At 63.5% G+C, this 26,726-nt stretch carries 20 protein-coding genes, 1 tRNA gene and 1 pseudogene; 10 read left to right on the plus strand and 12 right to left on the minus strand.

Features of this window, described 5'->3' with window-relative positions:
- Positions 1-141 precede the first annotated feature (141 nt).
- The 3 genes from NKI67_RS15140 to NKI67_RS15150 are packed head-to-tail and all read left to right on the plus strand — an operon-like array spanning position 142 to position 3,797.
- Positions 142-1,065, plus strand: a complete 924-nt coding sequence (locus tag NKI67_RS15140) for an ABC transporter permease subunit (RefSeq protein WP_023679313.1) — start codon at positions 142-144, stop codon at positions 1,063-1,065.
- Positions 1,058-2,176: an ABC transporter permease gene (locus tag NKI67_RS15145; protein WP_352618583.1), complete on the plus strand. Its 1,119-nt coding sequence runs from the start codon at positions 1,058-1,060 to the stop codon at positions 2,174-2,176. The genes NKI67_RS15140 and NKI67_RS15145 overlap by 8 nt, the downstream gene beginning before the upstream one ends.
- 1 nt (position 2,177) lies before the next feature.
- On the plus strand, positions 2,178-3,797 hold the full coding sequence (locus NKI67_RS15150) for an ABC transporter ATP-binding protein (RefSeq protein ID WP_352449088.1): 1,620 nt from the start codon (positions 2,178-2,180) through the stop codon (positions 3,795-3,797).
- Positions 3,798-3,867: 70 nt separating this feature from the next.
- Here the strand turns inward: NKI67_RS15150 and NKI67_RS15155 are convergent.
- A tRNA-Pro gene (locus tag NKI67_RS15155) sits at positions 3,868-3,944 on the minus strand.
- A 205-nt stretch (positions 3,945-4,149) separates the two neighbouring features.
- On the opposite strand from NKI67_RS15155, the gene NKI67_RS15160 reads away from it, so the two are divergent.
- Positions 4,150-5,664: a phosphomannomutase/phosphoglucomutase gene (locus NKI67_RS15160; RefSeq protein ID WP_502896646.1), complete on the plus strand. Its 1,515-nt coding sequence runs from the start codon at positions 4,150-4,152 to the stop codon at positions 5,662-5,664.
- A gap of 17 nt (positions 5,665-5,681) precedes the next feature.
- Positions 5,682-7,951, plus strand: a pseudogene (locus tag NKI67_RS15165) (AGE family epimerase/isomerase).
- Here the strand turns inward: NKI67_RS15165 and betB are convergent.
- Genes betB through betI form a run of 5 tightly spaced genes read right to left on the minus strand, consistent with a single transcriptional unit; the run spans position 7,915 to position 14,217 of the window.
- Positions 7,915-9,378, minus strand: a complete 1,464-nt coding sequence (gene betB / locus NKI67_RS15170; protein WP_352591574.1) for a betaine-aldehyde dehydrogenase — start codon at positions 9,376-9,378, stop codon at positions 7,915-7,917. The pseudogene NKI67_RS15165 and the gene betB overlap by 37 nt on opposite strands.
- Positions 9,379-9,437: 59 nt before the next feature.
- The gene (betA, locus tag NKI67_RS15175; RefSeq protein ID WP_352591577.1) at positions 9,438-11,090 is read right to left on the minus strand and encodes a choline dehydrogenase; all 1,653 of its coding nucleotides are present in this window, start codon (positions 11,088-11,090) and stop codon (positions 9,438-9,440) included.
- 3 nt (positions 11,091-11,093) lie between these two features.
- Positions 11,094-12,101: a threonine/serine dehydratase family protein gene (locus NKI67_RS15180; RefSeq protein ID WP_502897384.1), complete on the minus strand. Its 1,008-nt coding sequence runs from the start codon at positions 12,099-12,101 to the stop codon at positions 11,094-11,096.
- Complete coding sequence (gene betC / locus NKI67_RS15185; RefSeq protein ID WP_352645785.1) at positions 12,101-13,630, minus strand: choline-sulfatase; 1,530 nt, start codon at positions 13,628-13,630, stop codon at positions 12,101-12,103. Before betC ends, NKI67_RS15180 begins: the two co-directional genes overlap by 1 nt.
- Complete coding sequence (gene betI / locus NKI67_RS15190) at positions 13,627-14,217, minus strand: transcriptional regulator BetI (RefSeq protein WP_352454288.1); 591 nt, start codon at positions 14,215-14,217, stop codon at positions 13,627-13,629. The genes betC and betI overlap by 4 nt, the downstream gene beginning before the upstream one ends.
- A 223-nt stretch (positions 14,218-14,440) precedes the next feature.
- Here betI and NKI67_RS15195 point away from each other — a divergent pair, with 223 nt between their 5' ends.
- Both NKI67_RS15195 and NKI67_RS15200 read left to right on the plus strand, forming a co-directional pair.
- Positions 14,441-15,607 (plus strand): acetyl-CoA acetyltransferase, encoded by a 1,167-nt coding sequence (locus tag NKI67_RS15195; protein WP_352645787.1) that lies wholly within the window; start codon positions 14,441-14,443, stop codon positions 15,605-15,607.
- Between the two features lie 26 nt (positions 15,608-15,633).
- Positions 15,634-16,638 (plus strand): asparaginase, encoded by a 1,005-nt coding sequence (locus tag NKI67_RS15200; protein ID WP_352591586.1) that lies wholly within the window; start codon positions 15,634-15,636, stop codon positions 16,636-16,638.
- Here the strand turns inward: NKI67_RS15200 and NKI67_RS15205 are convergent.
- Entirely contained in the window at positions 16,631-18,007 is a 1,377-nt protein-coding gene (locus NKI67_RS15205) for a TIGR03808 family TAT-translocated repetitive protein (RefSeq protein WP_352591589.1), read from the minus strand. The genes NKI67_RS15200 and NKI67_RS15205 overlap by 8 nt on opposite strands.
- Positions 18,008-18,137: 130 nt before the next feature.
- On the minus strand, positions 18,138-18,947 hold the full coding sequence (locus NKI67_RS15210; RefSeq protein WP_352645789.1) for a TetR/AcrR family transcriptional regulator: 810 nt from the start codon (positions 18,945-18,947) through the stop codon (positions 18,138-18,140).
- 21 nt (positions 18,948-18,968) lie between these two features.
- On the opposite strand from NKI67_RS15210, the gene NKI67_RS15215 reads away from it, so the two are divergent.
- Together NKI67_RS15215 and NKI67_RS15220 are read left to right on the plus strand one after the other, a co-directional pair.
- Entirely contained in the window at positions 18,969-19,787 is an 819-nt protein-coding gene (locus NKI67_RS15215; RefSeq protein WP_352645791.1) for a class I SAM-dependent methyltransferase, read from the plus strand.
- 141 nt (positions 19,788-19,928) lie between these two features.
- Positions 19,929-20,402: a GreA/GreB family elongation factor gene (locus tag NKI67_RS15220; protein ID WP_352490814.1), complete on the plus strand. Its 474-nt coding sequence runs from the start codon at positions 19,929-19,931 to the stop codon at positions 20,400-20,402.
- Here NKI67_RS15220 and NKI67_RS15225 read toward each other — a convergent pair.
- The 4 genes from NKI67_RS15225 to NKI67_RS15240 all read right to left on the minus strand — a co-directional run bounded on the left by NKI67_RS15225 (position 20,399) and on the right by NKI67_RS15240 (position 24,642).
- Positions 20,399-20,788, minus strand: coding sequence for a type II toxin-antitoxin system death-on-curing family toxin (locus tag NKI67_RS15225; RefSeq protein WP_352645793.1), 390 nt, complete (start codon positions 20,786-20,788; stop codon positions 20,399-20,401). The two genes, NKI67_RS15220 and NKI67_RS15225, sit on opposite strands and share 4 nt — an antisense overlap.
- Positions 20,785-21,006, minus strand: a complete 222-nt coding sequence (locus NKI67_RS15230) for an AbrB/MazE/SpoVT family DNA-binding domain-containing protein (protein ID WP_352645795.1) — start codon at positions 21,004-21,006, stop codon at positions 20,785-20,787. The genes NKI67_RS15225 and NKI67_RS15230 overlap by 4 nt, the downstream gene beginning before the upstream one ends.
- Before the next feature lie 73 nt (positions 21,007-21,079).
- Positions 21,080-23,203 carry a methylmalonyl-CoA mutase gene (scpA, locus tag NKI67_RS15235; protein ID WP_352566525.1) on the minus strand — a complete coding sequence of 708 codons (2,124 nt, stop codon included), beginning with the start codon at positions 23,201-23,203 and terminating at the stop codon, positions 21,080-21,082.
- Positions 23,200-24,642 (minus strand): methylmalonyl-CoA mutase subunit beta, encoded by a 1,443-nt coding sequence (locus NKI67_RS15240; RefSeq protein WP_023679334.1) that lies wholly within the window; start codon positions 24,640-24,642, stop codon positions 23,200-23,202. Before NKI67_RS15240 ends, scpA begins: the two co-directional genes overlap by 4 nt.
- Positions 24,643-24,917: 275 nt before the next feature.
- Here NKI67_RS15240 and NKI67_RS15245 point away from each other — a divergent pair, with 275 nt between their 5' ends.
- Complete coding sequence (locus tag NKI67_RS15245; protein ID WP_352566527.1) at positions 24,918-26,450, plus strand: helicase HerA-like C-terminal domain-containing protein; 1,533 nt, start codon at positions 24,918-24,920, stop codon at positions 26,448-26,450.
- Positions 26,451-26,726: the final 276 nt, after the last annotated feature.

Genomic DNA, 26,726 nt, shown 5'->3' on the forward strand with positions numbered 1-26,726 from the left:
CGCATCGAATGCGCGGTGGCTTGCCGTCGCATCGGACCTCCGTGAATCGGATCGATTTCCGGAAAGCCGATGCGAAGATTTGAAGGCTAGAGCGCAATCGTCCAGCTGGACGCGCGTTGTTCTGGATCAAGCGGGGCACCGATGCTGCGTTACGTATTCCGGCGGCTTCTGACCGCCATTCCGACGCTGTTCGTCATCGTGACCATGGCGTTCTTCCTGATACGCGTCGCGCCGGGCGGCCCGTTCAACCAGGAGCGGGGCCTGAGCCCCGAGATCAGGGCCAATCTCGAAGCTCAGTTCGGCCTCAACGATCCGCTCTGGTTGCAGTACGTCCACTATCTCGGCAATCTTCTGCGCGGCAATTTCGGCCCCAGCTACAACATGCCGGATTTCACCGTCGGCGAGTTGTTCAAGGAGGGCCTGCCGATCTCAATCCAGCTCGGCGCTTCGGCGCTCATTCTGGCGCTGCTCCTCGGCAGCGTGCTCGGCAGTGTTGCCGCGCTCAACCAGAACAAGCTTGCCGACTATTCGGTGATCGCGCTGGCGACCGCCGGCAGCACCATTCCAACCTTCGTCATCGCCCCGGTAATCCAGCTTGCATTCGGATTGACCTGGAGGCTGCTGCCGATCGGCGGCTGGGGCGATGGAGCCCTCATCAATAAGGTCGGCCCGGTGCTGACGCTCGCCCTTCCGCAGATCGCCATCGTCGCCCGCCTGATGCGCGGCTCGATGATCGAATCGCTGCACTCGCATCACATCCGCACCGCGCGCGCTCTCGGCCTGTCCGACTGGTCGGTCGTCGTCAAGCATGCACTGCGCGGCGCCATCCTGCCGATCGTCTCCTTCACCGGTCCGGCAGCCGCAGCCCTTCTCACCGGCTCGGTCATCGTCGAGACCATCTTCTCTATCCCGGGCATCGGCCGCCATTTTGTCGTTGCTGCACTCAACCGCGACTACACGCTGGTGATGGGGACGGTGGTGGTCATCGCGCTCTTCACCATTGTCTTCAACCTGATCGTCGACGTCCTCTATGGGGTCGTCGATCCGAGGGTGCGCTATGACTGATATCGCAGTTGCCGCACCGGTCGTCGGCCGGTCCCTGTGGGGCGACGCCTGGGCGCGCCTCAAGGCCAATCGCGCGGCCATGTTCAGCCTCTATTATCTTGCCTTCATCGCCGTCATCAGCGTGTTTGGGCCCTATCTCGTGCCGCACCAATACACCACCATCTATGCCGACTATGTCCGTACGCCGCCGAGCTTCTCCGCCTATCCGAAGGCCGACATGATCGAAGGCGCTCTCGATGAGGCGATCAGGCGTATGCGCGTCGACATCAAGGAGTGGCGGCAGGAGGGCAGCCGTGTGTTCGTTACCGCAAAATCGTCCAAGCCGATCGACGACCGCAACATTCGCTACCTTGATCGTTCCGATACCTTTGATGACACAAAGATCGAGAGCAAATCGCCGGACGGTCTCGAAATGGTGATGAGTGCCTCGATCAAGCAGCAATATTTCCTGTTCGGCACCGACAATACCGGTCGCGATCTCCTGTCCCGAACGCTGATGGCCGGGCGCATATCGCTAGCCATCGGCCTGCTTGCCGGCATTGTGGCCGTGGTCATCGGCGTGCTCTACGGCGCCACCGCCGGCCTTGCCGGCGGCAGGGTCGACGAGGTGATGATGCGTGTCGTCGACGTGCTTTATTCTTTGCCGTTCATCTTCTTCGTCATCATGCTGGTGGTGTTCTTCGGCAGGAACTTCGTGCTGATGTTCCTGGCGGTCGGCGCGGTGCTGTGGCTCGACATGGCGCGCATCGTGCGCGGACAAGCGCTGTCGATCCGCCGGCAGGAATATGTCCAGGCGGCGGAAGCGATGGGCGTCGGCCAGCGCGGCATTCTGCTGCGCCATGTGATCCCCAATTTGCTCGGGCCGGTGGTGATCTACATGACGCTGCTGGTGCCGCAGGTCATTATCCTGGAGAGTTTTTTGTCGTTCCTCGGGCTTGGCGTCCAGGAGCCGATGACCAGCTGGGGCGTGCTGATCTCGGTTGGCGCCCAGAACATCGGCTCGGCCAACTGGCTGCTTCTTTTCCCGGCCTTCTTTCTCGTCTCCACGCTGTTCGCGCTGAATTTCGTCGGCGATGGGCTGCGCGATGCGCTCGACCCGAAGGATCGTTGAGATGGCCGCTTCCGAAACCATCCTCAGCGTCAAGGACCTTCGGGTCCGCTTCCGCACCCTCGACGGTGTGGTGGAGGCGGTGAAGGGCATCAATATCCACGTCAAATCAGGCGAGACCGTCGCCGTCGTCGGCGAATCCGGTTCCGGCAAGAGCCAGACGATGATGGCGGCGATGAGCCTGCTCGCCTCGAACGGCGAAGCCACCGGCACAGTCGATTATCGCGGCCGCAATCTTTTGACCTTGAGCAAACCCGAGCTCAACAAGATCCGCGGCCGCAAGATCAGCATGATCTTCCAGGAGCCGATGACGTCGCTAGACCCGCTCTATTCGATCGGCAACCAGCTGATCGAGCCGATCCGCAAGCATCGCGGACTTGGCGCCGCCGCGGCGCGCGAGGAGGCGCTCAAGCTGCTGCGGCTGGTCCATATTCCCGATCCGGAGCGGCGGATGAAATCCTATCCGCACGAGTTGTCGGGCGGTCAGCGCCAGCGCGTCATGATCGCCATGGCGCTGGCCAACGACCCCGACATACTGATCGCCGACGAGCCGACGACCGCGCTCGACGTCACCATCCAGGCGCAGATCCTCATGCTGCTCGCCGAATTGCAGCGCAAGCTCGGCATGGCGATCGTCTTCATCACCCACGATCTCGGCATCGTCCGGCGCTTTGCCGATCGGGTCTATGTGATGCGCTATGGCGAGGTGGTCGAGGAGGGCGAGGCGGAAGCGATCTTCGCCAACCCGCAGCACGGCTACACCAAGATGCTGCTTGCCGCCGAACCGACCGGCACCAAGGCGCCGCCGCCTCCGAATGCCCCTGTCCTGCTTGAAGGCAGGAACGTCGAGGTGACCTTCAAGATCGGCGGCGGATTTCTTGGCGGCGAGCCGCTGCTGCTGCGCGCCGTCGATCGCATTTCGATACGGCTGAAGCGCAACCAGACGATCGGCATCGTCGGCGAATCCGGCTCGGGGAAATCGACGCTCGGCCGCGCCTTGCTGCGGCTCCTGCCCAGCGACGGTATCATCCGGCTTGGTGACCGCGACATTTCCCACGCCGACCGCCAGGCGATGCGGCCGCTGCGGCGCGAATTACAGCTGGTCTTCCAGGATCCATTCGGCTCGCTGTCGCCACGCATGACCGTCGGCCAGATCATCACCGAGGGGCTCCTCGTCCACGAGCCCAATCTGTCGGGCAGGCAGCGCGATCTCCGCGCGGTCGATGCCTTGCTCGAAGTCGGGCTCGACCCGAACACGCGCAACCGCTATCCGCACGAATTCTCCGGCGGCCAGCGGCAGCGCATCGCCATTGCGCGCGCCATGATACTCAAGCCTAAAGTGGTGGTGCTGGACGAGCCGACCTCGGCGCTGGACCGCTCCGTGCAGAAGCAGATCGTCGAATTGCTGCGCAAGCTGCAGGCCGATCACGAACTGTCCTATCTGTTCATCAGCCACGATCTCGCCGTCGTGCGCGCCATGGCCGACTACATCATCGTCATGAAGCAGGGCAAGATCGTCGAGGAGGGACCGGCCGAGGCGATCTTCAGCAATCCGCAGGCAACCTATACGCAGACACTGATGGCCGCGGCCATCGACGTGACGCGATTTCGCCTGAGCGCATAGCGCGATCGGTCAGAACTGCGGCGGATGGTGGTTGTTTCGGGAACAAAAACAGCTAAGCCGCTGTTTTTTCTGGTCGGAGTGGCAGGATTTGAACCTGCGACCCCATCGTCCCGAACGATGTGCGCTACCAGGCTGCGCTACACTCCGTGACCAGACCGCGGGCTTATAGCCGCCGCGTTTGGTTACTGCAAGCGCCAATGGCAGCGCTTCTGTCGCATTTCTTTCGCTTTCGCCGCCACGTCATACAGGTTTCAGTTTCCTGTCGCACAAACACGGCTTAAAGGGCATCTGGGTAACCGTCCACTTGCCTCGAAGCACCTGATTCAGCCGCCTGGAGTTTGCAGCCTTGTCGATGAAGATCGTTAGCGATGTCAGACCAAACACTTTTGAGTTTGAAACCTCGGCGCTGATCAAGCCGTCCGGGTTTCGCGAATATGATGCGCGCTGGTGGTTCGGCCATCCCGGCTCGAACGAAACGCCGGAACTCAATCTGATCGGCGTCCAGGCGCTCGGCATGGGGCTCGGCACGCTGATCCGTCGCCTGGGTGCCGGACCCGACATCGTCACCGGTCACGATTTCCGCTCCTATTCGCTTGCCATAAAGCTGGCCCTGGTTTCCGGGCTGATGGCGGCCGGCGCACGGGTCAAGGATGTCGGGCTTGCTCTGTCGCCGATGGCTTATTTCGCCCAGTTCGCGCTCGACACGCCCTCCGTCGCCATGGTCACTGCCTCGCACAACGAGAATGGCTGGACCGGCGTCAAGATGGGCGCGGCGCGCCCGCTGACTTTTGGTCCGGAGGAGATGAGCGCGTTGAAGGCGATCGTGCTCTCAGGCGATTTCGATCTTGTCGGTGGCGGCTCCTATGACTTCGTTGCGGACTTCCGCAAAACCTACCTTGACGATCTGACAGCGGGAAAGGGTATCTCGAGGAAGCTCAAGGTGGTGGCCGCCTGCGGCAACGGCACCGCCGGGGCTTTCGCTCCCGAGGCACTGGAAAGGATCGGCTGCGAGGTGATCCCGCTCGACGTCGAGCTCGATCATACGTTCCCCAATTACAATCCCAACCCCGAAGACATGCTGATGCTGCACGCCATTCGCGACAAGGTGCTGGAAACGGGCGCCGATGTCGGGCTAGGCTTCGACGGCGACGGCGATCGCTGCGGCGTGGTCGACAATGAAGGCAACGAGATTTTCGCCGACAAGGTTGGCGTCATGCTGGCGCGCGACATTTCGCACCTCTATCCCGGCTCGACTTTCGTCGTCGACGTCAAGTCGACCGGATTGTTCATGACGGACAAGGTGCTGCGGGAAAATGGCGCGGTCACCGACTATTGGAAAACCGGTCACTCCTATATCAAGCGGCGCGTCGCCGAACTCGGCGCCGCCGCCGGTTTCGAAAAATCGGGCCATTTCTTCTTCAATCCGCCGATCGGCCGCGGCTATGACGATGGCCTGGTCACGGCCATCGCCATATGCCAGATGCTGGATCGCAGCCCGCAAAGCAGCATGGCCGACCTCTATCGCGATCTGCCGCTGACCTTCGGCACGCCGACCATGTCGCCACACTGCGCCGACGAGCTCAAATACGGCGTCGTCGAGCGGGTCGTAGGCGATTTTCGCAAGATGAAGGACGAGGGCACGGTCTTCGCCGGCCAGAAGATCGCCGAACTGATCACCGTCAACGGCGTCAGGGTCGTGGCGGAGGATGGTACATGGGGGTTGGTGCGGGCATCATCGAACAAGCCGGAGCTTGTGGTGGTGGTGGAGAGCCCGGTATCGTCCGAGCGGCGCCGGCAGATGTTCGAAGCCGTCGATGCGGTGCTGCGCCGCAGCCCCGAAGTCGGCGCCTACAATCAGACCTTTTGAGCACGAGGCTTGTTTTCATGACCGAACGGATCGTCAGTTTTGTGATGAGCGGCGGCGTCGGCTCGCGGCTGTGGCCGTTGTCGCGCGAGGACAATCCCAAGCAGTTCCATGATTTCTCCGGCGACGGCTCAATGCTGGCCAAGACGCTGCGCCGGCTCACCGCGCGGCCGGAAGGCGAAACGCCGGTTTTCCTGATTGCCTCGGAAAGGCATGCCGACCGCGTCCATGCCGACATTGCCGGTCACGAGCTTTCCGGCGGCGGCCCGCTGTTCGAGCCGACCGGACGCAACACCGCCGCGGCCGTCGCCTTGGCAAGCCTGCGCACGCTGTCGGAATTCGGCGACAGCCTGGTGCTGGTGGTGCCGTCCGATCATGAGATCGCGACCCCACAGCAATTCTGGCGGAGCATCGAGGCCGGCACGGCGGCCGCGCGCCAAGGCAGGCTGGTGGTGTTCGGCATCAAGCCCGCCCAACCCGAGACCGGTTACGGCTACATCGAGGTGGCCGGCGAGCGCGATGGCATCTGCGATGTCTCGCGTTTCGTCGAAAAACCCGATCTCGCCACGGCGCAGAGCTATCTCGAGGCCGGCAATTTCTACTGGAACACCGGCATCTTCCTGTTTCGCGCCAGTGCCATGCGCGACGCGTTCATGGCCTTCCAGCCCGACATCTGGAGTGCCACAGAGGCTGCCTACCAGGCTGCGACATCGGATCTTTCCGGCCTCTACATGCCTCTGGATCTCTATGCCGCCATCCCATCGACATCGATCGACTATGCGATCATGGAGCGCGCCAGCGGCATCGCCATGGTGCCGGCCGGCTTTCGCTGGAACGATCTCGGCTCCTGGCAATCGCTGCTCGACGTCGGCCCCTCCGACACGCAGGGCAATGTCATCGTCGGCGATGTCGTCGCCATCGATTGCGAGAACTCCTATATCCGCAGCGACGGCCGCCTGCTGTCGGCCATAGGCCTGAAGGACGTCGCCATCGTGTCGACCGCCGACGCCACTTTCGTTGCTCCGGTCAGTCACAGCCAGAACGTCAAGAAGATCGTCGAGCAGCTCGAAAAAAGCGGCCGCCTTGAGACCAGGTTCACGCCCGCCGACGACCGCGTCATCGAAAGCGGCGCGTGGCAGCGCCGCGTGCACCATTGGCTGTTCGAGGAGACGGTGCCGTTGTGGTCGACGGTCGGCGTCGATGAGCGCCACGGCGGGTTCCACGAGGCGCTCGGCTTCGATGCCGCCCCGCTGATGAAACCCAAGCGCATGCGCACGCAGGCCAGGCAGATCTACGCCTTCGCCGTCGCCAAGGCGCGCGGCTGGAACGGCCCGGCCGATCGGCTGATCAGCCACGGCCTCGAATTCATGGCCAGGCACGGCGTACCGACAATGGCGGCTGGGTACGCACGCTCAACGTCGACGGCACCGTCGCCGACGCCGCCGAGGATGCCTATGACCATTCCTGCGTGCTCCTGGCGCTGGCGCATGCCCATATGTGCGGCAATCCCGATGCGTTGCGGCTTGGCCAGGAGACCTTTGCGTTTATCGACGCGCATCTCGAGGACGAACGCCTGACCGGCTTCCGCGAGACCTCGAGCGGCGAGGGCGAGCGCCGCTCCAACCCGCACATGCATCTGCTCGAGGCATTCCTGGCCTGGCATCAGGCGACCGGCGAGCGCGCCTATCTTCGTCGCGCCGCGCGCATCGTCGATCTGTTTCGCAGCCATTTCTTCGACCCGGAAAGCTGGACGCTGGGTGAGTATTTCGACCATGAATGGCGGCCGGCCCCTGGCGAGAAGGGCACGTGGACCGAACCCGGCCATCATTTCGAATGGGCCTCGCTGCTGGTCGACTTCGCCGGCCGCAGCGGCCAGAGCGGCTTGACCGGCCTTGCCCGGAAGCTTTACGCGTCGGCGATTGCCAATGGCCTGAACCGCGCCACGGGCCTCGCCTACGGCGCCGTCTCGCGGCAAGGACTGCCGCTCGACCGCGTCTCGCGCAGCTGGCCGCAGGCCGAAGCGATCAAGGCGGCGATCGCGCTGGACGGTTCGGGCGGTCCCGACCTGAAGCCGGAGATCGAAGCACGGGTCGGCCGGCTGTTCCGCTGGCACATCAATCCGGCACCGCTCGGCCTGTGGATCGACCGCATCGACGAGCGTGGCCGCTCCTTGGCGAGCGAGGTGCCGGCCAGCATCTTCTATCATCTCGTCTGCGCGCTGACGCAGTATCTGGACGGCACGGCGCCCAAGGATCAGTACGGGCTGGCGACATCCCCGGTCTCGACATAGACCGACTTCAGCTGCGAATAGAGCGCCAGTGCCGCGAGCGAATTCTCGCGTCCGATGCCGGACTGCTTGAAGCCGCCGAAGGGGATTTCGACCGGCGTCAGATTGTAGGCGTTGATCCAGCAGGTGCCGGCCTGCAGTTCGGCGATGACACGATGGGCGCGCGCCAGGTCGCGGGTGAACACGCCGGCGGCGAGGCCGAATTCGGTGTCGTTGGCGCGCTCGATCACCTCGTCCTCGCTGTCGAATTTCAGCACGCTCATGACCGGCCCGAAAATCTCCTCGCGGGCGATGCGCATCGTGTCGACGACACCGGTGAACACCGTCGGCTCGACGAAGAAGCCGCCCTGAAAACCCTGCAGCGAAGGCACGTTGCCGCCGCAGGCGAGCACCGCGCCATCCTGCTTGCCGGCCTCGATGTAAGAGACCACCTTGTCGTGCTGCGCCTTCGAGACCAGCGGCCCCATCTGCGTGTCCGGATCGAGTGGATCGCCGATGCGGATTTTCTTCGTCCGTTCGGTCAGCCTCTCGACGAAATGGTCATGGATGCCGCTCTGCACGAAGACCCGCGTGCCGTTGGAGCAGATCTGGCCGGTCGAATAGAAATTGCCGAGCATCGCGCCGCCGATGGCATTTTCGAGGTTGGCGTCTTCGAAGACGATCAGCGGCGACTTGCCGCCGAGCTCCATCGTTGCGTGCTTCATCTTCGAGCCGGCGAGCGACAGCACTTTGCGGCCTGTCGGCACCGAGCCGGTCACCGAGACCTTTGCGACAACATCATGGCCGACAAGGCCGGCGCCGACATCGCCAAAACCCTGCACGACGTTGAACAGCCCGTCGGGCAGCCCGGCCTCGGTGTAGATTTCGGCGAGCGCCAGCGCTGAAAGCGGCGTGTTTTCCGATGGTTTGAAAACCATCGCATTGCCCATGGCGAGGGCGGGTGCGGATTTCCAGCCGGCGATCTGGATCGGATAGTTCCAGGCGCCGATGCCAACGCACACGCCGAGCGCCTCGCGCCTGGTATAGGCAAAGGGTCCGCCGAGATCGACGGCCTCGCCATTAAAGGTGGTGACGGCACCGCCGAAATATTCGAGGCAGTCGGCCGCCGACGGGGCGTCCGCAACCAGCGTCTCCTGGATCGGCTTACCGGTATCCAGCGTCTCGATGCGCGCCAGATCGGCATTGCGCGCGCGCAAAATGTCGGCGGCACGGCGCAGGATGCGGCCGCGCTCGACCGGCTTCAGCCGAGCCCAGGCCGGCTGTGCCGCACGCGCGGCCTCGATCGCGAGTTCCAGCACGTTCGGCGTCGCCGAGCGCAGCATGGCGATGGTCTCGCCGGTTGCCGGATAGATAACCGGCAGCGCTGCGCCGCGCTCGTCGTCGATATAGCGGCCGTTGACATAATGCGATGCCGTTGGCTGGGCGCGCATGACTGTTCTCCAAATCGTCTTGTCGCGGCATGCGGAATATGCGTCCGCCGGATCATGGCCTATCTGTCCGACACCTGCCAGCGCGGATTGATCCATGGTTCCTGGTTGGACGGTGGCAGCGGCGTACGCCCGAGAATGTGGTCGGCGGCCTTCTCGCCGGTCATGATCGACGGCGCGTTGAGATTGCCGTTGGTGACGCGTGGAAAGATCGAGGAATCGGCGACCCGAAGCCCTTCGACGCCAATGACGCGGCATTCCGGATCGACGACGCTCATCGCATCATCGGCACGGCCCAACTTGCAGGTGCCGCAAGGGTGGTAGGCGCTTTCGGCGTGGTCGCGAATGAAGGCGTCGAGCTCTTCATCCGATTGTACATGCGAGCCCGGCGACAGTTCCTTGCCTCGGTACGGATCGAAGGCCGCTTGCCCGAAGATCTCGCGGGTCAGCCGGATGCAGTGGCGGAACTCCGTCCAGTCGTCCGGATGCGACATGTAGTTGAAGCGGATCACCGGCTTCGATTTGGGATCGGGCGAGCGCAGCGTGACCGAACCGCGCGACTTCGACCGCATCGGCCCGACATGCGCCTGGAAACCATGCGCCTTGGCCGCCGCCTTGCCGTCATAGCGGACCGCGGCCGGGATGAAGTGATACTGGATATCCGGATAGTCGACGCCGGCGCGCGAGCGTACGAAGGCGGCCGCCTCGAAATGATTGGTGGCGCCGAGGCCGGACTTGAAGAACAGCCATTGTGCCCCGATCAGCGCCTTCGAGAACGGGTTCAGCACCGAGTTCAGCGTGATCTGCTTCGTCGATTCCTGCTGGATGTAGAGTTCCATATGGTCCTGCAGATTGCGACCGACGCCGGGCCGGTCGACAATCACCGGAATGCCGTTCTCCCTAAGGTGCTGGCCGGGGCCGATGCCGGACAGCATCAGGATCTTGGGTGAGTTGATCGAGGACGCGGCAACGATCACCTCGCGCCGCGCTCTGATCACCTGAATTCGTTTGCGCACTTCGATCTCGACGCCGGTGGCGCGTTGATTCTCGATGATTACCCGCCGGGCGAAACCCTTGACCAGGCTGACATTTTTCCGCCTCAGCGCCGGCCTCAGATAGGCGCTCGCTGCGGACCAGCGACGGCCGCCGCGGATGGTCTGCTCCATCGGCCCAAAGCCTTCCTGCTTCGCGCCGTTATAGTCGTCGGTCAGCTCGAAACCGGCCTGACGGCCTGCCTTGACGAAGGCGCCGTAGAGTGGGTTCGTCCTCGAGCCGCGCTGCACAGTCAGCGGGCCGCCATGGCCGCGCCAGCCATTCTCGCCGCCATTGCTATCCTCCATGCGCTTGAAGTACGGGAGCACATCGGCAAAGCCCCAGCCGGTCGCGCCCTGTTCGGCCCAATGGTCGAAGTCGCGGGCATGGCCGCGCACATAGACCATGCCGTTGATCGACGACGAGCCGCCGATGACCTTGCCGCGCGGCGTCGCCAGCACGCGGCCGCCGAGGTGCGGCTCCGGCTCGCTGGCAAAGCCCCAGTCATAGAGGCTCATATTGAGCGGGATCGACAGTGCCGACGGCATCTGGATCAGCGGGCCGATATCGCTGCCGCCATATTCGATGACGATCACCGAATGCTTGCCGTCCTCCGACAGCCGGTAGGCCATGGCCGAACCGGCCGAGCCGGAGCCGATGATGACGAAATCCGCTTCAAGCATGGTTCATGCGCGCCCGTGGTTCATATGCGCAATGAAATCGGCCAGCGAGACGTTGCCGCCGGTTGCCATTACGAGAACGGTCTTGCCGGTGACGTCGACCTTGCCGCCGAGCAACGCCGCCAGCGAAGCAGCGCCGGATGGCTCGAGCACCAGCTTCAGCCGCTCGAAGGCGAGGCGCATGGCGCGCCGCACCGAAGCATCGTCGACGGTGACGCCGCGAACGCCGGCGGCCTTCACCGCTGCGAACGGCGCGTCGCCGGGCCGCCGCGACATCAGCCCGTCGCAAATCGATTTCGGCCCGATCGGCATGGTTTCGATGGCGCCATGCGCCAGCGACGAGCCCATGCCGTCAAAACCTTCCGGCTCGACACCGATGATCTTCGTGGCTGGCGACAGGTAGTGAAAGGCCAGTGAAACACCGCCGATCAGGCCGCCGCCGCCGACCGAGCAGAACAAGAGATCGGCCTCCGCTTGCCTGGCGGCGATCTGGTCGAGTGCCTCCAGCCCGGCACCGGCCTGGCCGGCGACGATCTCCGGATCGTCGAACGGGTGTAGCAGCGCCAGGCCTTCGCTCGCAGCGATCTCGCGCGCCTTGGCGGCGGCGACTTCCTCACGCGCGCGCTCGCCATGGTCAGTCAGCACCACGCGCGCGCCGTAACCCAATGTGGCGTCGCGCTTGGCGGCCGGCGCGTCGATCGGCATGACGATGGTGACGGGAATGCCAAGCGCTTGGCCAGCCGCCGCTAGCCCCTGCGCAAAATTGCCGGAGGAGTAGGCGACGACGCCCTTTTTGGCTTCGTCAGGCGAGAGCTTCTTCAGCCGCCAGTAGGCGCCGCGCACCTTGAACGATCCTGCCCATTGCAGCGATTCGGCCTTGACGAAGACGCGGGCGGCGCCGGTCTCGCGCGCGAGTGCCGCCGATTCCAGCAGCGGCGTGACCTGCGTCGCCTTGGAGGTGACGGCATAGGCCTGCCTGAGATGGTCGAGCGAGGGGACGAGACTATCTGCCATCATTCGCCTCGCGGAAAGCGCTTCTGCTCTTCGAGCAGGTCGAGGTTCATGTGGTTGCGCATGTAGCGCTCCGATGCCTTCTGCAGCGGCTGGAATTCCCAGGGATAATGGGTGCCGTTGCGCAGCGCCGGGTAGACCACCCAGCGGCGTGCCTGGCTGGCACGCACCGCCGCGTCGAAGGCCGCCATGTCCCAGCGCGCCCGCACCTTGTCGGTGAAAGCGGCCACCAATGCCGCATTGGCCGGATCGGCGGCGAGATTGGTCAATTCCTGCGAATCCGATTCAAGATCAAACAGTTGCGGCGGATCGATCTCGCAATGGATGAATTTGTAGCGGCCCTCGCGCATCGCCACCATCGGCGCGTTGGAGCCTTCGGCGGCATATTCCATCAGCACCGGCGCGGAGCGTTTCTTTCCGTTCAGCAACGGCAGCAGCGACTGGCCGTCAGTCCACGGCGCAATCGCGCTGATGTTGATGCCGGCGAGGTCGCAAAGCGTCGGCGTCACGTCGAGATTGGAGACCGGCGTCTCGATCAGGCCGGCGGCGATGCTCTTGCCGGCGATCATCAGCGGCACCCGCGCCGAACCTTCGAAAAAGCACATCTTGAACCACAGGCCGCGCTCGCCCAGCATGTCGCCATGGTCCGAGCAGAACAGGATGATCGTGTCGTCGAGCATGTGTGTGTGCTCGAGCACCGACATCAATTCGCCGAGCTTGTCGTCGAGATAGGAGATGTTGGCGAAATAGCCGCGCCGTGCGCGGCGTATCTGCTCAGCGGTGATGTCGAACCTGTCATAGTCGCTGGCGCGGTAGAGCCGCTGCGAATGCGGGTCCTGCCTGTCGTAAGGAATGAAGCCGACCTCAGGCTCGAGCGCCGGGCAATCCTCGTAGAAGTCCCAATATTGCCGCCGTGCGACGTAAGGATCGTGCGGATGGGTGAAGGAAACCGTCAAGCACCAGGGCCGACGTGCGGCATCGTCGGAGACGCGGGCAAAATCATAAAGCTTCTGCACCGCATGGAAGGCGACCTCGTCGTCATATTCCAGCTGGTTGGTGATCTCGGCAGTACCGGCGCCGCTGACGGAGCCGAGATTGTGATACCACCAGTCGATGCGCTCGCCGGGTTTGCGATAGTCGGGCGTCCAGCCGAAATCGGCCGGATAGATGTCGGTGGTCAGCCGCTCCTCGAAACCGTGCAATTGGTCCGGCCCGACGAAATGCATCTTGCCGGAGAGGCAGGTGTGATAACCGGCGGCGCGCAGATGATGGGCAAAGGTCGGGATCGAAGACGCGAATTCGGCGGCGTTGTCATAGACCCCGGTGCGTGACGGCAACTGGCCGCTCATGAATGCGGCGCGGCCCGGCGCGCAGAGCGGCGAGGCCGTGTAATTGTTGCAAAAACGCGCCGAACGCGCGGCCAGCGCCTTCAGATGCGGCGCGTGCAGGAAGTCCGCCGGCCCATCCGGAAACAGCGTTCCGTTGAGCTGATCGACGATGACGATCAGGATGTTGGGTCGCTTGGATGTCACTGCTTCTGCCGTCCGCTGAGCTTCGTTTCGAGATAGTCCTCGACCAGTGCAATCGCGGTCGCGGCATCAGGAACACCGTCCTTCAGCGCGCGCCTGATATAGAGCCCGTCGATCAGCGCCGCGGTCGCTTCGGCGACCCGGTCGGCCTCGCTTCTCGGCAGGATGCCGGCCAGCCCGCTGAGCAGATTGGAATGCAGCCGGCGCGCATAGACCTTGAGCAGCCGGCGGAGTGCTGCCGATTTCTGCGCCTCGACATAGAAGGCGAGCCAGGCGGCGATCGTTTCGGGCTGGAACTGGATGTCGGAGAAATTGACCGCGACCACCGCCGAGACGCGCTGGCGCGCCGTGCCGGCCGCGCGAAGTGCACGGCGCGTATCGGCGGTGAGCTCGCTCAGGATGTGCCGCATCGTCGCCAACAGCAATTCGTCCTTGACGCCGAAATAATGGTGGGCAAGCGCCGAGGACACGCCGGCGCGCCCGGCGATTTCCGACATCGTCACATCAAGCGAACCGCGCTCGCCGATCGCCGAGATCGTTGCGTCGATGAGCGCCCTGCGGCGCAACGGCTCCATTCCGAGTTTCGGCATTCCTGCTCCGGCCTGTTGGGACAAGATTATTTTTTATTGACGCATCAATCAACAAAAATCCAGCCTGATTTGCTGGCAAAAGCCAGGCACTATGACCAGATGATCAAGATCAAGCGATTGTGCGGTTCTGGCCCCTTCACGAAGCCGGCCGAACGGTTCATGCTTGAACAATGCTGAGGCGGGCCGCGACATACGTTGCCCGGCCCGCAGGATGGAGGTTGCCATGACAGCATGCATCGTCGGCTGGGCGCATTCGCGCTTCGGCAAGCTCGAAGGCGAGACGCTGGAGGGCCTGATCACCAAGGTGGCAGTCGAGGCGCTCGATCATGCCGGCATCGGTCCAGATGACGTCGACGAGATCGTGCTCGGCCACTTCAACGCCGGGTTTTCCGCCCAGGATTTCACCGCGAGCCTGGTCCTCCAGGCCGATGACCGGCTGCGCTTCAAGCCGGCGACCCGCGTCGAGAACGCCTGCGCCACCGGCTCGGCGGCGGTCAGGCAAGGCATCCGCGCCATCGACGCCAATGCCGCCCGTATCGTGCTGGTGGTCGGCGCCGAGCAGATGACGACGACGCCCGGTCCCGAGATCGGCAAGAACCTGCTCAAGGCCTCGTATCTGCCGGAGGACGGTGACACGCCGGCAGGCTTCGCCGGCGTCTTCGGCAAGATCGCCCAAGCCTATTTCCAGCGCTACGGCGACCAGTCGGATGCGCTGGCGATGATCGCCGCCAAGAACCACAAGAACGGCGTCGACAATCCCTACGCGCAGATGCGCAAGGATTTCGGCTACGAGTTCTGCCGGCAGGAAAGCGAAAAAAACCCCTTCGTCGCCGGTCCGCTGAAGTGCACAGACTGCTCGCTGGTGTCGGACGGTGCCGCCGCGCTTGTCCTTGCCGACACGGCCACGGCGCTGAAGATGCGCCGCGCCGTCGCCTTCCGCGCCAATGAGCATGTTCAGGATTTCCTGCCGATGTCGAAGCGCGACATTCTCGCATTCGAAGGCTGCGAGCAGGCCTGGAACCAGGCGCTGAAGAAGGCGGGCGTGACGCTCGGCGACCTGTCCTTCGTCGAGACGCATGACTGTTTCACCATCGCCGAACTGATCGAGTATGAGGCGATGGGCTTGGCCAAGCCGGGCGAGGGCGCCAAGCTGGCCCTGGATGGCGAGACGGCGAAAGATGGAAGGCTGCCGGTCAATCCGTCTGGCGGGCTGAAGGCCAAGGGCCACCCGATCGGTGCCACCGGTGTATCGATGCATGTGCTGGGCGCGATGCAACTCGTCGGTGAGGCGGGCGGCATCCAGGTGCCGGGAGCAAAGCTCGGCGGCATCTTCAACATGGGTGGTGCCGCGGTCGCCAACTACGTTTCCATTCTCGACCGGATCAGATAAACCCGCCCGCATTTGCGGGAGGTGACATGACAAATCCGGTTCTGGTCGAAGTCTTGCGCGGCGCTATCGTCGAGAGCGCCCATCGCGGCGCTGTTGCCGTCTTCGACGCCGACGGCAAGCCCGTCTGGGAGATCGGCGACACGGCACAGCCTGTGTTCCCGCGCTCGGCGGTCAAGGCGATCCAGGCGTTGCCGCTGGTCGAGAGCGGCGCTGCCGATGCCTACGACTTCGGTGACCGGGAGCTGGCGCTGGCCTGCGCCTCCCATTCCGGCGAGCCGCCGCATGTCGAGCTGGCGCGCGCCATGCTGGCGAAAGCCGGCCTCGACGAGACGGCACTCGAATGCGGCGCGCATTGGCCGTCGAGCCACGGGGCGACGCTGGCGCTCGCGCGCGCCGGCCGTGCGCCGAACACCTTGCACAACAATTGTTCCGGCAAGCACTCAGGCTTCCTATGCACCTGCGTTCACAGCGGCATCGCCCATCGTGGTTACGTCAAGGCTGGCCATGCTTCGCAGGAGATGGTGCGCGAAGCGATGCAGGCGGTGACCGGTGCTGCCCATGACGCCGATCACCGCGGCACCGACGGCTGCTCGATTCCGACCTATGCCGTGCCGTTGCGCAGCTTTGCCCTTGGCTTTGCCCGCATGGCGACAGGTGCCGGCTTCGAGCCGGTGCGCGCCCGGGCGGCGAAGCGGCTGCTTTCTGCCTGCATGGCCGAGCCGTTTTTCGTCGCCGGCACGGGCAGGTCCGACGTCGCGATGATGGAGGCCGCCCCGAGTCGGATTTTCGTCAAGGGAGGCGCCGAAGGTGTTTTTTGTGCAGCCCTTCCGGAGCTTGGCCTTGGCATCGCGCTGAAATGCGACGATGGCGCCGGCCGCGCCGCTGAAGTGATGGTCGCGGCCGTGCTGGCTAAGCTGCTGCACGCCGACCACGCGCTCGCTGTGAAATTGATCGAACAGGCAAATCCGCCCATCGAAAGCCGGATCGGCGCCAAAGTCGGCGCGCTCCGGCCGACGGCCACCCTCAACTGACGTGGTTGCGCTCGACGGTCAAATGCGCGTAGCCGGCATTGCCTGATGCGGCGAGGTCACCGGTCACTCGCTCGGCCCAGCGTTGGCCGACGATCGCGCCGTTCTGGACCCCGTCGATGACGTTGTCGGAGATGATTGCCGTTCCGGCACCTTCGACCACGCTGACGACGATGCCGGTTCCGGCCTTGCGGACGATGTTTCCCGTGGCGACCACATTGCGCATGAACGGTCCCCAGCCGATCTGCATGCCGTAGAGCGGCGCATTCTCGACGACATTGCCGGAAACGGTGGTGTCGGCCTCGACGCTGATGCCGACGCCGAAGCCGGGCGCGTCCGCAGGGTAGGGACCGCTGGTCGACAGATTGCGGACGATGTTGCCGGAGCACACGCCCATGCGGCCGCCTTCGTTGAAGTTGACGATCGAAATACCGTTCGCAGCACCATCGACGATGTTGTTGCCGATGACGGCGCCTTCGAACGAGAATTCGGAATACACGGCCGTCTCGCCCGAACGCGAGCAGGTGTTGCCGGTGATCTGCAAATTGCTGGAACTGTTGGCGCGGATCGCCGAGAACGCGCAATCCGAGACAATATTGCCGGAGATGATGACGTTGCCGGCGCGGAACGCATTGATGCCGTTGCCGTTCTGGCCGGTTCCGCCGCTGCGCGCCTGGATGCGCTCGATCCGGTTGCCGCTGACGATGGTGCCGTCTTCCGCCGCCTGCCAGCGGTGCACGAGAATGCCGCCATTGGCGCAGTCGGAGACGCTATTGCCTGATATTTCCAGGCCATCGGCCTCGACCGAATAGATGCCGGCATCGGCCGCACCGGATATCGCCGAGCGCTCGATTCGGCCCGAGGCATGTTCGAGCGCCAGACCGTTCTTGCCGCTGCCGGTCATCTGGCAGTTGTCGACGACCAGATGGGCGATGCGGCGCAGATCGAGCAGGCCTTGCGTGTAGTCGCCCATCCAGCGGTTGCTGCCATCGAACACCAGCCCGCTGAGTTCGATATGCTCGGCCCGTTCGGCCATAATGAGATGGCCATTGCCGCCATAGACGATCCGCGATGCGCCCGGCACGCCGGACAGGCGCACGCGGCCGGGCAGCGACAGGTTGGAAACGATATAGATCCCCGGCGGCAGGAACACCGGCATGTCGCGGTCGTGCGCGTCGCGCAGCAGCTTGGTGAAAGCCTTGCTCTGATCGTCTAGCGCGCCGGGCCGGACGCCGAGCTCGGTCGCGTTGATCGCGCCACGCGTCGCGGCTTTCTCAATGCCGGGCAGGTTCTTCGCCGCTGCCTTGCCAAGCGAAAGCCTCATGATGGCAAAGCCGGTGGTCTGCGCAAGCAGCGTTCTTCTGTTCAACATCGGCACAGATCCCTTGCGGCCAACGCTCACGCCGCAGGATTCGTGCCAGACTAGCCCGGTCGAACTCGTGGTGAAAATCTGAAGCTTGCCAGCCAGGACGGAATATCGCTTTCGGCCCTTCTGTGGGCGATCAAACGAAGCCCCTCTTGAGCCTCTCTTCGATCCTCGTTGGCTCGGCGAACACCGCATTTACCCCGTTGAAGGCAAGTTGCACGAATGTCTGGTCGATCTCCGCGGGGGACAGCTTCGTATCCCTCTCAAGCCACCAGTGCATCACTTCAAAGAACGCGCCAACGATGAAGCGTGTGGCGATCTCAAGTCTGACTCCGCCTTCATCACCTTGGATATTCGCCAACTCATGGCGAACCTGCCTGCTTATCCAGCCGCGGATCTCTTCTGGCATTTCGCGCTTTTTCCCGCCCATCAGCGCACGGTGCATCTCCCGCGTGGCAAGAGCATGCTCGAACACCGGACCGCTGAAGGAAAAGCCCTTGGCATTTCTCTGCGAATGGCGTTCGGCACCACGTGCCTGCAAGCCCTTCATATGCTCGTCGATCGTTGCTTTCCTCAAGTAGTCCTTGTCGGGATAGTGCGTGTAGAAAGTCGAGCGGCCGACATCGGCTTCCCTGCAGATGTCCTCGACCGTGATCGCCGTATATCCCTTCTCGGCGGTCAGTCTGAAAAGCGCCTGCTGCAGTCGGCTGCGGGTCCTGGCGACCCGACGGTCGATCGGTCCGGCTGGCATCGGCAACATCCTTTTCCGGCCAAAGGACACCAAATCGTCCAGTATTGGGCGCGTCGGTGCGATGTGGCCAGTAAAACTGATACTGGACACACTGTCCAGTATCCTATGCTCTTGCGGAAGGCCCGGCGCGATGCCCGGCTGGCCGGAGATAAAGCAATGCACCAACGTATTTTCGGAACAATAGTTGGAGGGCATGCGCTAGTCGCGCTCGTCAAAATGGCCGTGGTGCTCGCGGCATTTTTCTCGTTGGGACAGGCAAATGCGGTCTTTTCCTTGGGAGTTCCCGTCCTCCTGCTTCATGCTGGTGCACTCGTCGTAGTCGCGAGCTTATTGATATGGCAAAGCGCTCACGGGCGGCTGTCCGCCAAGGACCGCAGACCGGCCGCCGGCGAGGAGAAGGCGCCGCATGTCGGCATCACGCTTCATTCCGCCGCCCTGTACGATATGCTGGCGTGGCTTCTGACCTTCGGTCGCGAACGTGCTTTTCGCGAAAGGATATTAAGCTTTGCGGAGCTGAAACCGGGAGAAGTGGTCCTGGATGTCGGGTGCGGCACCGGCACCACCGCGCTCCTTGCCAGACAGAAGGTGGGGCCGGAGGGGCGTGTGCACGGCGTCGACGTCTCCGTCGAAATGGTTGCGCGCGCGACGGCAAAGGCCCGGCGAGCCGGGCTACAAGTCGGGTTCTCGACCGCCACCGCTCAGGAACTGCCTTTCAAGGATGGGGAATTTGATGTCGTCCTCAGCACGCTGATGTTCCACCATCTGCCAAAGAAGGGCCGCGAGGAATTCGGCAGAGAGGCCTTCCGCGTCCTGAGGCCGGGCGGTCGTGTGCTTATCGTCGATTTTGCGAAACCGCCGCGCCGGAAGAGCACCTTTCGGCTCCACCGGCATGGTTACGTCGATTTGGACAAAGTTGCAGCGGATCTCGGCCGGCACGGCTTCAATATCGTTGAGCAAGGCGACGTCGGAACCAAGGGGCTCCGCTACCTAGTTGCGCAACCGGACCTTAGCCTTGCGGCCCTCGAAGCGCGATAGTGCGCCAAGTTGAGGCATTCGCATGGTCAGCTTTACACCCAAACAGCTGTCTAATCTCGGGTACTGAACCCAGATCTTCACCATTAGCCTCTTCATCAGCAATGGCTTGTGGAGTCGCCATTCCAAGCCTAAGTTCGTCAGATGAGCAGGGCCTTCACCCGCGAGGAAGACAGCGAAAACGCCATTGCCGGCATCGGCGAGCGGCCGATCAGCCATCACCGCAATCTGGTCACGGAACGCGGCATGGCGCTGATCGATGCCGAGGTGGCCGCTCTGCGCGACGAACTGGGCAGAGCCGAGAAGAGGGCCGACCGCGAGCGCATCGCGCTGGTTTCGCGCGATCTTCGCTATTGGACGGCAAGGCGGGAAAGCGCCGAGCTCTCCGTGCCGGAACCGGGCAGCGACATGGTTCGCTTCGGCATGGGCGTCACCCTGGAAAGCCACGACGGCAAGAAGGTGCATTGGAAGATCGTCGGCGAGGACGAAGCCAATCCCGCTAAGGGGACAATTTCCCATATGTCGCCGATGGCGATGGCGCTGTTCGGCAAGAAGGTCGGCGAAGTTGCCGTGGTCAATGGCAAGGAATGGGAAATCGTCAAGCTCTCCGACAGTTAGTCTTCGAGCTTAACGACATGATCGCGGAAGAACGCCGCGGCGCCGGCCTCGTCGATTTCGCCGGCGGCGACGCCCATGACGAATTCGTAAAGCATGCCGTCATTGGCCGACAGGGCATAACCATTCACAATCAGAAATGCGCCGGCCGCGACAATGGCGGTGCGTTTGTTGCCGTCGACAAAGGCATGATTTCTGGCAATGCAGAAGACATAGGCGGCTGCGAGTTCCTCAACCGACGGGTCTCCGTAGTTGGCCTTGTTTTCGGCGCGAGCGAGCGCCGATTCGAGGGCATTTTCATCCCTCAAGCCTTGTGCTCCGCCGTGTCGGCGCAACTGCTCCGCGTGCATGGCTTCGACTGCACGCCTCGTCAGAAACTCCCAGCTCATTCGGCGAGCTTCTGAAGCGCGACCTTGTATTTGTCCATGACCTCGCGGGCAGCTTTCATTTGCCGCTCGAAGCTGTCGTCCACCGGCCTCAGCGCAAAACCGTCACCTGTTTCAACGATTTGAAGCTGGTCGCCGGCCTTCAGGTTCAGACGATCGAGAAGCTCCCTCGGCAGGATCACGCCTTCGGAATTGCCGATCTTGCGAATGGTCGTTTTCATGGTGAGGCATCCTGTTGCAACACTGATTATAACTCAGCGCGTTTCTTGTTACAACAGACATTATAACAAAGCGTCAGCCGGCCTGCAGCAGCCGGTCCATCAGCCGCTCCGCCGCTTCCGGGATGACCGTGCCGGGCGGGAAGATTTCAGTGGCGCCTGCCTGCCGGACTGAGTCGTAATCCTGCGGCGGGATGACGCCGCCGGCGACGATCAGCATGTCGTCGCGGCCCAACTTCTTCAGTGCAAGCCTGAGTTCGGGAATGAGCGTCAAATGGCCTGCTGCCAGCGACGAGGCGCCGACGATGTGCACGTCATGCTCGACCGCCAGCCTGGCGATCTCGTCCGGAGTCTGGAACATCGGCCCGACGGTGACGTCGAAGCCTAGGTCGGCAAAGGCGGTGGCGATCACTTTCTGGCCGCGATCATGGCCGTCTTGCCCCATCTTGGCGACCAGAATGCGTGGCTTGCCGCCGGACTTCTCCTCGAACGCGACGATCTTGTCCTGCAGCCGGTCGACCACCGGATTGTCGCCGAGCGCGTTGCGATAGACGCCGGAGATCGTCTGCACCGAGGCGACATGGCGGCCGAAAACCTTTTCCAGCGCCAGCGAAATCTCGCCGACCGTGGCGTTGGCGCGTGCGGCCCGGATGGCGAATTCCAGCAGGTTTCCGTTACTCCCGGCAGCACGGGTAAGCGCATCGAGCGCGCTCTCGACGGCGGCGACGTCACGCGTACCTTTCAGCCGCTGCAGCTTCGACAATTGCCGCGCCCTGACTTCGGCATTGTCGATCTTCAGCACGTCGACTTCGATGTCCGTGGCGGGACGCTGGGCATTGACACCGACCACGATCTGTTCGCCGGAATCGATGCGCGCCTGGGTGCGCGCGGCAGCCTCTTCGATGCGCAGCTTCGGTAGGCCCTTTTCGATCGCTGCGGCCATGCCGCCGAGGCTCTCGACCTCCTCGATATGCGCAAGCGCGCGCGCCGCAAGATCATGTGTCAGCCGTTCGACATAGGCGGAGCCACCCCACGGGTCGATAATGCGCGTCGTGCCGGATTCCTTCTGCAGGATGAGCTGTGTGTTGCGGGCGATGCGGGCCGAATGGTCGGTCGGCAGCGCCATTGCCTCGTCGAAGGAATTGGTGTGCAGCGACTGCGTGTGGCCTTGAGTGGCGGCCATCGCCTCGATCATGGTGCGGATGATGTTGTTGTAGGGATCCTGCGCCGTCAGCGACCAGCCCGAAGTCTGGCAATGGGTGCGCAGCGACAGCGAGCGCTCGTCTTTCGGCGAAAAGTTCTTCAGCATCAGGCTGGCCCACAAAAGGCGCGCTGCTCTCAGCTTGGCGACTTCCATGAAGAAATTCATGCCGATCGCCCAGAAGAAGGAAAGGCGCGGCGCGAAACGGTCGATGTCGAGGCCGGCCGCGACGCCGGCGCGCGCATATTCGATACCGTCGGCAATCGTGTAGGCGAGCTCGAGGTCCGCCGTCGCTCCCGCCTCCTGCATGTGGTAGCCGGAGATCGAGATCGAATTGAACTTCGGCATGTGCTTCGACGTGTAGGAAAAAATGTCCGACACGATCCGCATCGAAGGTTTTGGCGGATAGATGTAGGTGTTGCGCACCATGAACTCTTTCAGGATGTCGTTCTGAATGGTCCCGGTGAGGTCCTTCTGCGCAACGTCCTGTTCCTCCGCCGCGACGATATAGAGCGCCATGATCGGCAGCACCGCGCCGTTCATCGTCATCGATACCGTCATCTCGTTAAGCGGGATGCCGTCGAACAACTGGCGCATGTCGAGAATGGAATCGATGGCGACGCCGGCCATGCCGACATCGCCGGCTACGCGCGGATGGTCGCTGTCGTAGCCGCGATGCGTGGCGAGGTCGAAGGCGACCGACAGGCCCTTCTGGCCGGCGGCAAGGTTGCGACGGTAGAAGGCGTTGGACTCTTCGGCAGTCGAGAAGCCGGCATATTGCCGGATCGTCCAGGGTTGCTGGACATACATCGTCGGATAGGGGCCGCGCACGAAAGGCGGCAGGCCTGGATAGGTATCGAGGTGCGGCAAGCCCTTGAGATCGCCCTGGTTGTAGAGATGCTTGACGGCGATGCCTTCCGGCGTCATCCGCTGGCCTTTGATCTCGACCGGCGCCCGCCGTGGCGGCGACCAGGCGATCTGGCTGAAATCCGGGATCATGGCACGGCTCCGATCGACTGATCGATGCGGATCGGAAATAGCGGCTCGCACACCGCAACGCCTTCGGTGAAGGCAGGCCGCCGCTCCGCCGCCAGCGTCTCGACCGGACGCTCGGTCTTCGACGGGTGCAGCGTCGTGCCGACGATCGCCCGTTCGCCCGCCTGGTAGGCTGTGTTGCGGCGGGCGGAAGCTGCCTGGACGCGCCTCTGGATGTGGCCTTGCTCAAGGCTGGTCAGCACGCCGCCTTCCGCCTCGATCTGCTGGAACTCCTGCCAGGCCGCCGCGCAGAGCTCCGCAGTCAGCGCTTCGACGGCGCCCGAACCGCAAACCGGATCGGCGACGTGGTCGATGTGGCTTTCATTGGCCATGATCAGTTGCGCGTTGCGGGCAACGCGGCGAGCAAAATCCGCGGGTAGGCCGTGCGCGATCGTGTGCGGCAGGATGGCGATCGAATCCGCGCCGCCGGCGGCAGCCGCGAAAGCGGCGATGGTGGTGCGCAGGATGTTGGTTTCCGGGTCGGCCGCCGTCATCATCCGGAAGGAGGTTTCGGCATGGATGCTGGCGGTGGAGGGCGGTATCGAGCAGGCCTCCTGGACACGCGCCCACAGCCTGCGCAACGCCCTGACCTTGGCCGTCGAAACGAACTGGTCCTGATCGACGCTGAGCGCAAAACCGATATGCGGCGCCGCGTAGACGAGCGGCTGGCGCGCCTTCTCGAACAGCCTCAAATAGGAGACGGCCGAGGCGAGCATGGTGCCAAGCTCCTGCGCCTCGGTGGCGCCGGCATTGTGGAATACCCGCCCGTCGGCCTCCAGCAGCACGCCGGGCACACCCATCGAAAAGAAATGCGCCAGCGATTGCGGCATCGAAGCCTGTAAAGCCTCGATCGACATGCGCAGCCTGCCGGTCCCGGCAAAGATCGCCGCCGGATCGATGCCGAAGGAGAGGTTGAGCTTTGCCGGGTCGGAGCGGCGCTTGGTCAAAAACGCCACCAGCCAGTCGGCCACGGCACGGCTCCAGGGATGGGCGTCGATGCGGATCTGGATGCGGTTGAGCGGCACGCCGTCGAGCACGCCCTCCAGCGCCTCCGCCGTCCTCGGCAAGCCATAGCCGAAGGCGTTCGGCGCACCCTCGAAGACAAGCGACAGTCCGGTGGCACCCTGCGCGACGTCTTCCAGCGCCTGCGCACTGGCGCGGCCTATGTCCGGATCGTCGATGCGCTGGCTGACGATCCACGGTGATCCCGGGTTGGCGCGCACGACAGGCTCGGCGGTTACCGAACGCTCGTAGAGCGGCTCGATGCGGATGGCGTCGTCCGTATGCGAGACGAGCTTTTCCTCGAAGGACCCGCCGGCCAGCGCCTTCTCCGCCAGCGCCAGCCATCGTTGCCGGTCGACGTTTGGAAGTTCGGCATCCTGGGTCAAGGCACCGGCGCCCATCGGTTCTCCTCGTTCTAGCGGCCGCAGCGGCCGACTATGTCAGTCTACGGTCCCCGGCCCGATATCACAATGCAGCACACATGCCGTGCAACGCGCCTTCCGTGATGGTGACCGTCAACCGATTGCCAAACATGGGCAGGTTCTGCAAGCTCCAAAAGCCATTTTCGACAACGCCCATTGTCGCTGCGCAATGGCCTCACTATACCTGCGGCGGGGCTCCCTTTTCTTCAAGGGATCAGGGCATTCAACCCTATAGGTTTGCGGAGACCGGACACATGGCCGACGATACCAGTATCTTCATAGGGGCCAGCCGCAAGCCGGACGACAGCTATCAGCGGCCCGAACAGCTTTTGCTGCAATATGGCAATCGTCACGGCCTGGTCACCGGCGCGACCGGCACCGGCAAGACGGTGACCCTGCAGATTTTGGCCGAGGGTTTCTCCAATGCCGGCGTGCCGGTATTCTGCGCCGACATCAAGGGCGACCTGTCGGGTATCGCCATGATGGGCACAGCGCAGGATTTTCTGGTGAAGCGGGCCGAGCAGGTCAAGCTCGATCCTTACGAATTCCAGGAATTCCCGGTCATCTTCTGGGATCTGTTCGGCGAGCAGGGCCACCCGATCCGCGCCACCATCTCGGAGATGGGGCCGCTGCTTCTGTCGCGGTTGATGAACCTTTCCGAGGCGCAGGAAGGCATCATGAACATCGCCTTCCGCATCGCCGACGAGGAAGGCCTTCTGCTGCTCGATTTGAAGGACCTGCAGTCACTGCTGGCCAATATCGCCGACCGCGCCCAAGAGATCGGCGCCCGCTACGGCAATGTTACGAAACCTTCGGTCGGCGCCATCCAGCGCACGCTGCTGGTCCTGGAGCAGCAGGGCGCTGCCAATTTCTTCGGCGAGCCGGCATTGCGGATCGCCGACATCATGCGCACCACGCGCGATGGACGCGGCGCCATCAGCGTGCTCGCCGCCGACAAGCTGATGATGAATCCGCGGCTCTATGCGACGTTCCTTCTGTGGCTGATGTCGGAACTGTTCGAGGAACTGCCCGAGGTCGGCGACCCGGACAAGCCGAAGCTGGTCTTCTTCTTCGACGAGGCGCACCTTCTGTTCGACGACGCCCCGAAGGTGTTGGTCGACCGCGTCGAGCAGGTGGTCCGGCTGATCCGCTCGAAAGGCGTCGGCGTTTATTTCGTCACGCAAAATCCGCTGGATATCCCTGAAACGGTGCTGGCCCAGCTCGGCAACCGGGTGCAGCACGCACTTCGTGCCTATACGCCGCGCGAACAGAAGGCCGTCAAGACGGCGGCCGAGACGTTCAGACCCAATCCCGATTTCGACTGCGCAACCGTTATCACGCAGCTCGGCACCGGCGAGGCGCTGGTCTCGACGCTGGAAGCCAAGGGCGTGCCGTCCATGGTGCAGCGGACGCTGATCCGCCCGCCATCGTCGCGCCTTGGCCCGATCACGCCCGACGAGCGCCGCAAGCTGATCAATGAGAGCCCGGTTGCGGGACAGTACGACCAGACCGTCGATCGCGAATCGGCCTTCGAGATCCTGCAGAAAAAGGCCAAGGACGCCCAGGAGGCGCAATCCCAGCAGCAGGAGAGCGGCCGTTCGCGCTGGACCATTCCCGGCTTCGGCAATGACGACCCCCAGCCGACCGGCGGCCGCCGCGCGCCGCGCCCCTCCAACCGTCAGACGGTGGCGGAGGCGGCGATCAAATCAGTCGTGCGCTCGGTCGGTTCGTCGGTCGGACGAGCCATCGTCCGCGGGATTTTGGGGAGCTTGTCCAGGGGGCGGTGAGGGGCATCGCACCGAAGGGCGGGCGTCGGTGTGGGCAAATTCTGTCCTGGCATCAAGCGCCGGCAGCCAGATATGGTGGACAGAGGACGGCGGCTATGCGGAAAGGGCGGTCATTGCCGAACCACTACTCAGACGTTTGGGCCGAGAGCGGACTGTCCGATTCCCGGATGAATAGGCCAGAAAACCGACATTCCGCTGCCGACCCATCACGCACGCTCGTATCGTCACCGTCATCGCTCTTAAAGCGGACGTTCGATCTGTGAAACAGAATACTAC

The organism is Mesorhizobium sp. M0408, assembly GCF_040321495.1.
Taxonomy (GTDB): Bacteria; Pseudomonadota; Alphaproteobacteria; order Rhizobiales; family Rhizobiaceae; genus Mesorhizobium.

Coding starts and splice junctions, on each gene's coding strand:
- NKI67_RS15140 (WP_023679313.1), top strand. CDS start 142: ATGCTGCGTTACGTATTCCGGCGGCTTCTGACCGCCATTCCGACGCTG.
- NKI67_RS15145 (WP_352618583.1), top strand. CDS start 1,058: ATGACTGATATCGCAGTTGCCGCACCGGTCGTCGGCCGGTCCCTGTGG.
- NKI67_RS15150 (WP_352449088.1), top strand. CDS start 2,178: ATGGCCGCTTCCGAAACCATCCTCAGCGTCAAGGACCTTCGGGTCCGC.
- NKI67_RS15160 (WP_502896646.1), top strand. CDS start 4,150: ATGAAGATCGTTAGCGATGTCAGACCAAACACTTTTGAGTTTGAAACC.
- betB (WP_352591574.1), bottom strand. CDS start 9,378: ATGCGCGCCCAGCCAACGGCATCGCATTATGTCAACGGCCGCTATATC.
- betA (WP_352591577.1), bottom strand. CDS start 11,090: ATGCTTGAAGCGGATTTCGTCATCATCGGCTCCGGCTCGGCCGGTTCG.
- NKI67_RS15180 (WP_502897384.1), bottom strand. CDS start 12,101: ATGGCAGATAGTCTCGTCCCCTCGCTCGACCATCTCAGGCAGGCCTAT.
- betI (WP_352454288.1), bottom strand. CDS start 14,217: ATGCCGAAACTCGGAATGGAGCCGTTGCGCCGCAGGGCGCTCATCGAC.
- NKI67_RS15195 (WP_352645787.1), top strand. CDS start 14,441: ATGACAGCATGCATCGTCGGCTGGGCGCATTCGCGCTTCGGCAAGCTC.
- NKI67_RS15200 (WP_352591586.1), top strand. CDS start 15,634: ATGACAAATCCGGTTCTGGTCGAAGTCTTGCGCGGCGCTATCGTCGAG.
- NKI67_RS15205 (WP_352591589.1), bottom strand. CDS start 18,007: ATGTTGAACAGAAGAACGCTGCTTGCGCAGACCACCGGCTTTGCCATC.
- NKI67_RS15210 (WP_352645789.1), bottom strand. CDS start 18,947: ATGCCCTCCAACTATTGTTCCGAAAATACGTTGGTGCATTGCTTTATC.
- NKI67_RS15215 (WP_352645791.1), top strand. CDS start 18,969: ATGGCCGTGGTGCTCGCGGCATTTTTCTCGTTGGGACAGGCAAATGCG.
- NKI67_RS15220 (WP_352490814.1), top strand. CDS start 19,929: ATGAGCAGGGCCTTCACCCGCGAGGAAGACAGCGAAAACGCCATTGCC.
- NKI67_RS15225 (WP_352645793.1), bottom strand. CDS start 20,788: ATGAGCTGGGAGTTTCTGACGAGGCGTGCAGTCGAAGCCATGCACGCG.
- NKI67_RS15230 (WP_352645795.1), bottom strand. CDS start 21,006: ATGAAAACGACCATTCGCAAGATCGGCAATTCCGAAGGCGTGATCCTG.
- scpA (WP_352566525.1), bottom strand. CDS start 23,203: ATGATCCCGGATTTCAGCCAGATCGCCTGGTCGCCGCCACGGCGGGCG.
- NKI67_RS15240 (WP_023679334.1), bottom strand. CDS start 24,642: ATGGGCGCCGGTGCCTTGACCCAGGATGCCGAACTTCCAAACGTCGAC.
- NKI67_RS15245 (WP_352566527.1), top strand. CDS start 24,918: ATGGCCGACGATACCAGTATCTTCATAGGGGCCAGCCGCAAGCCGGAC.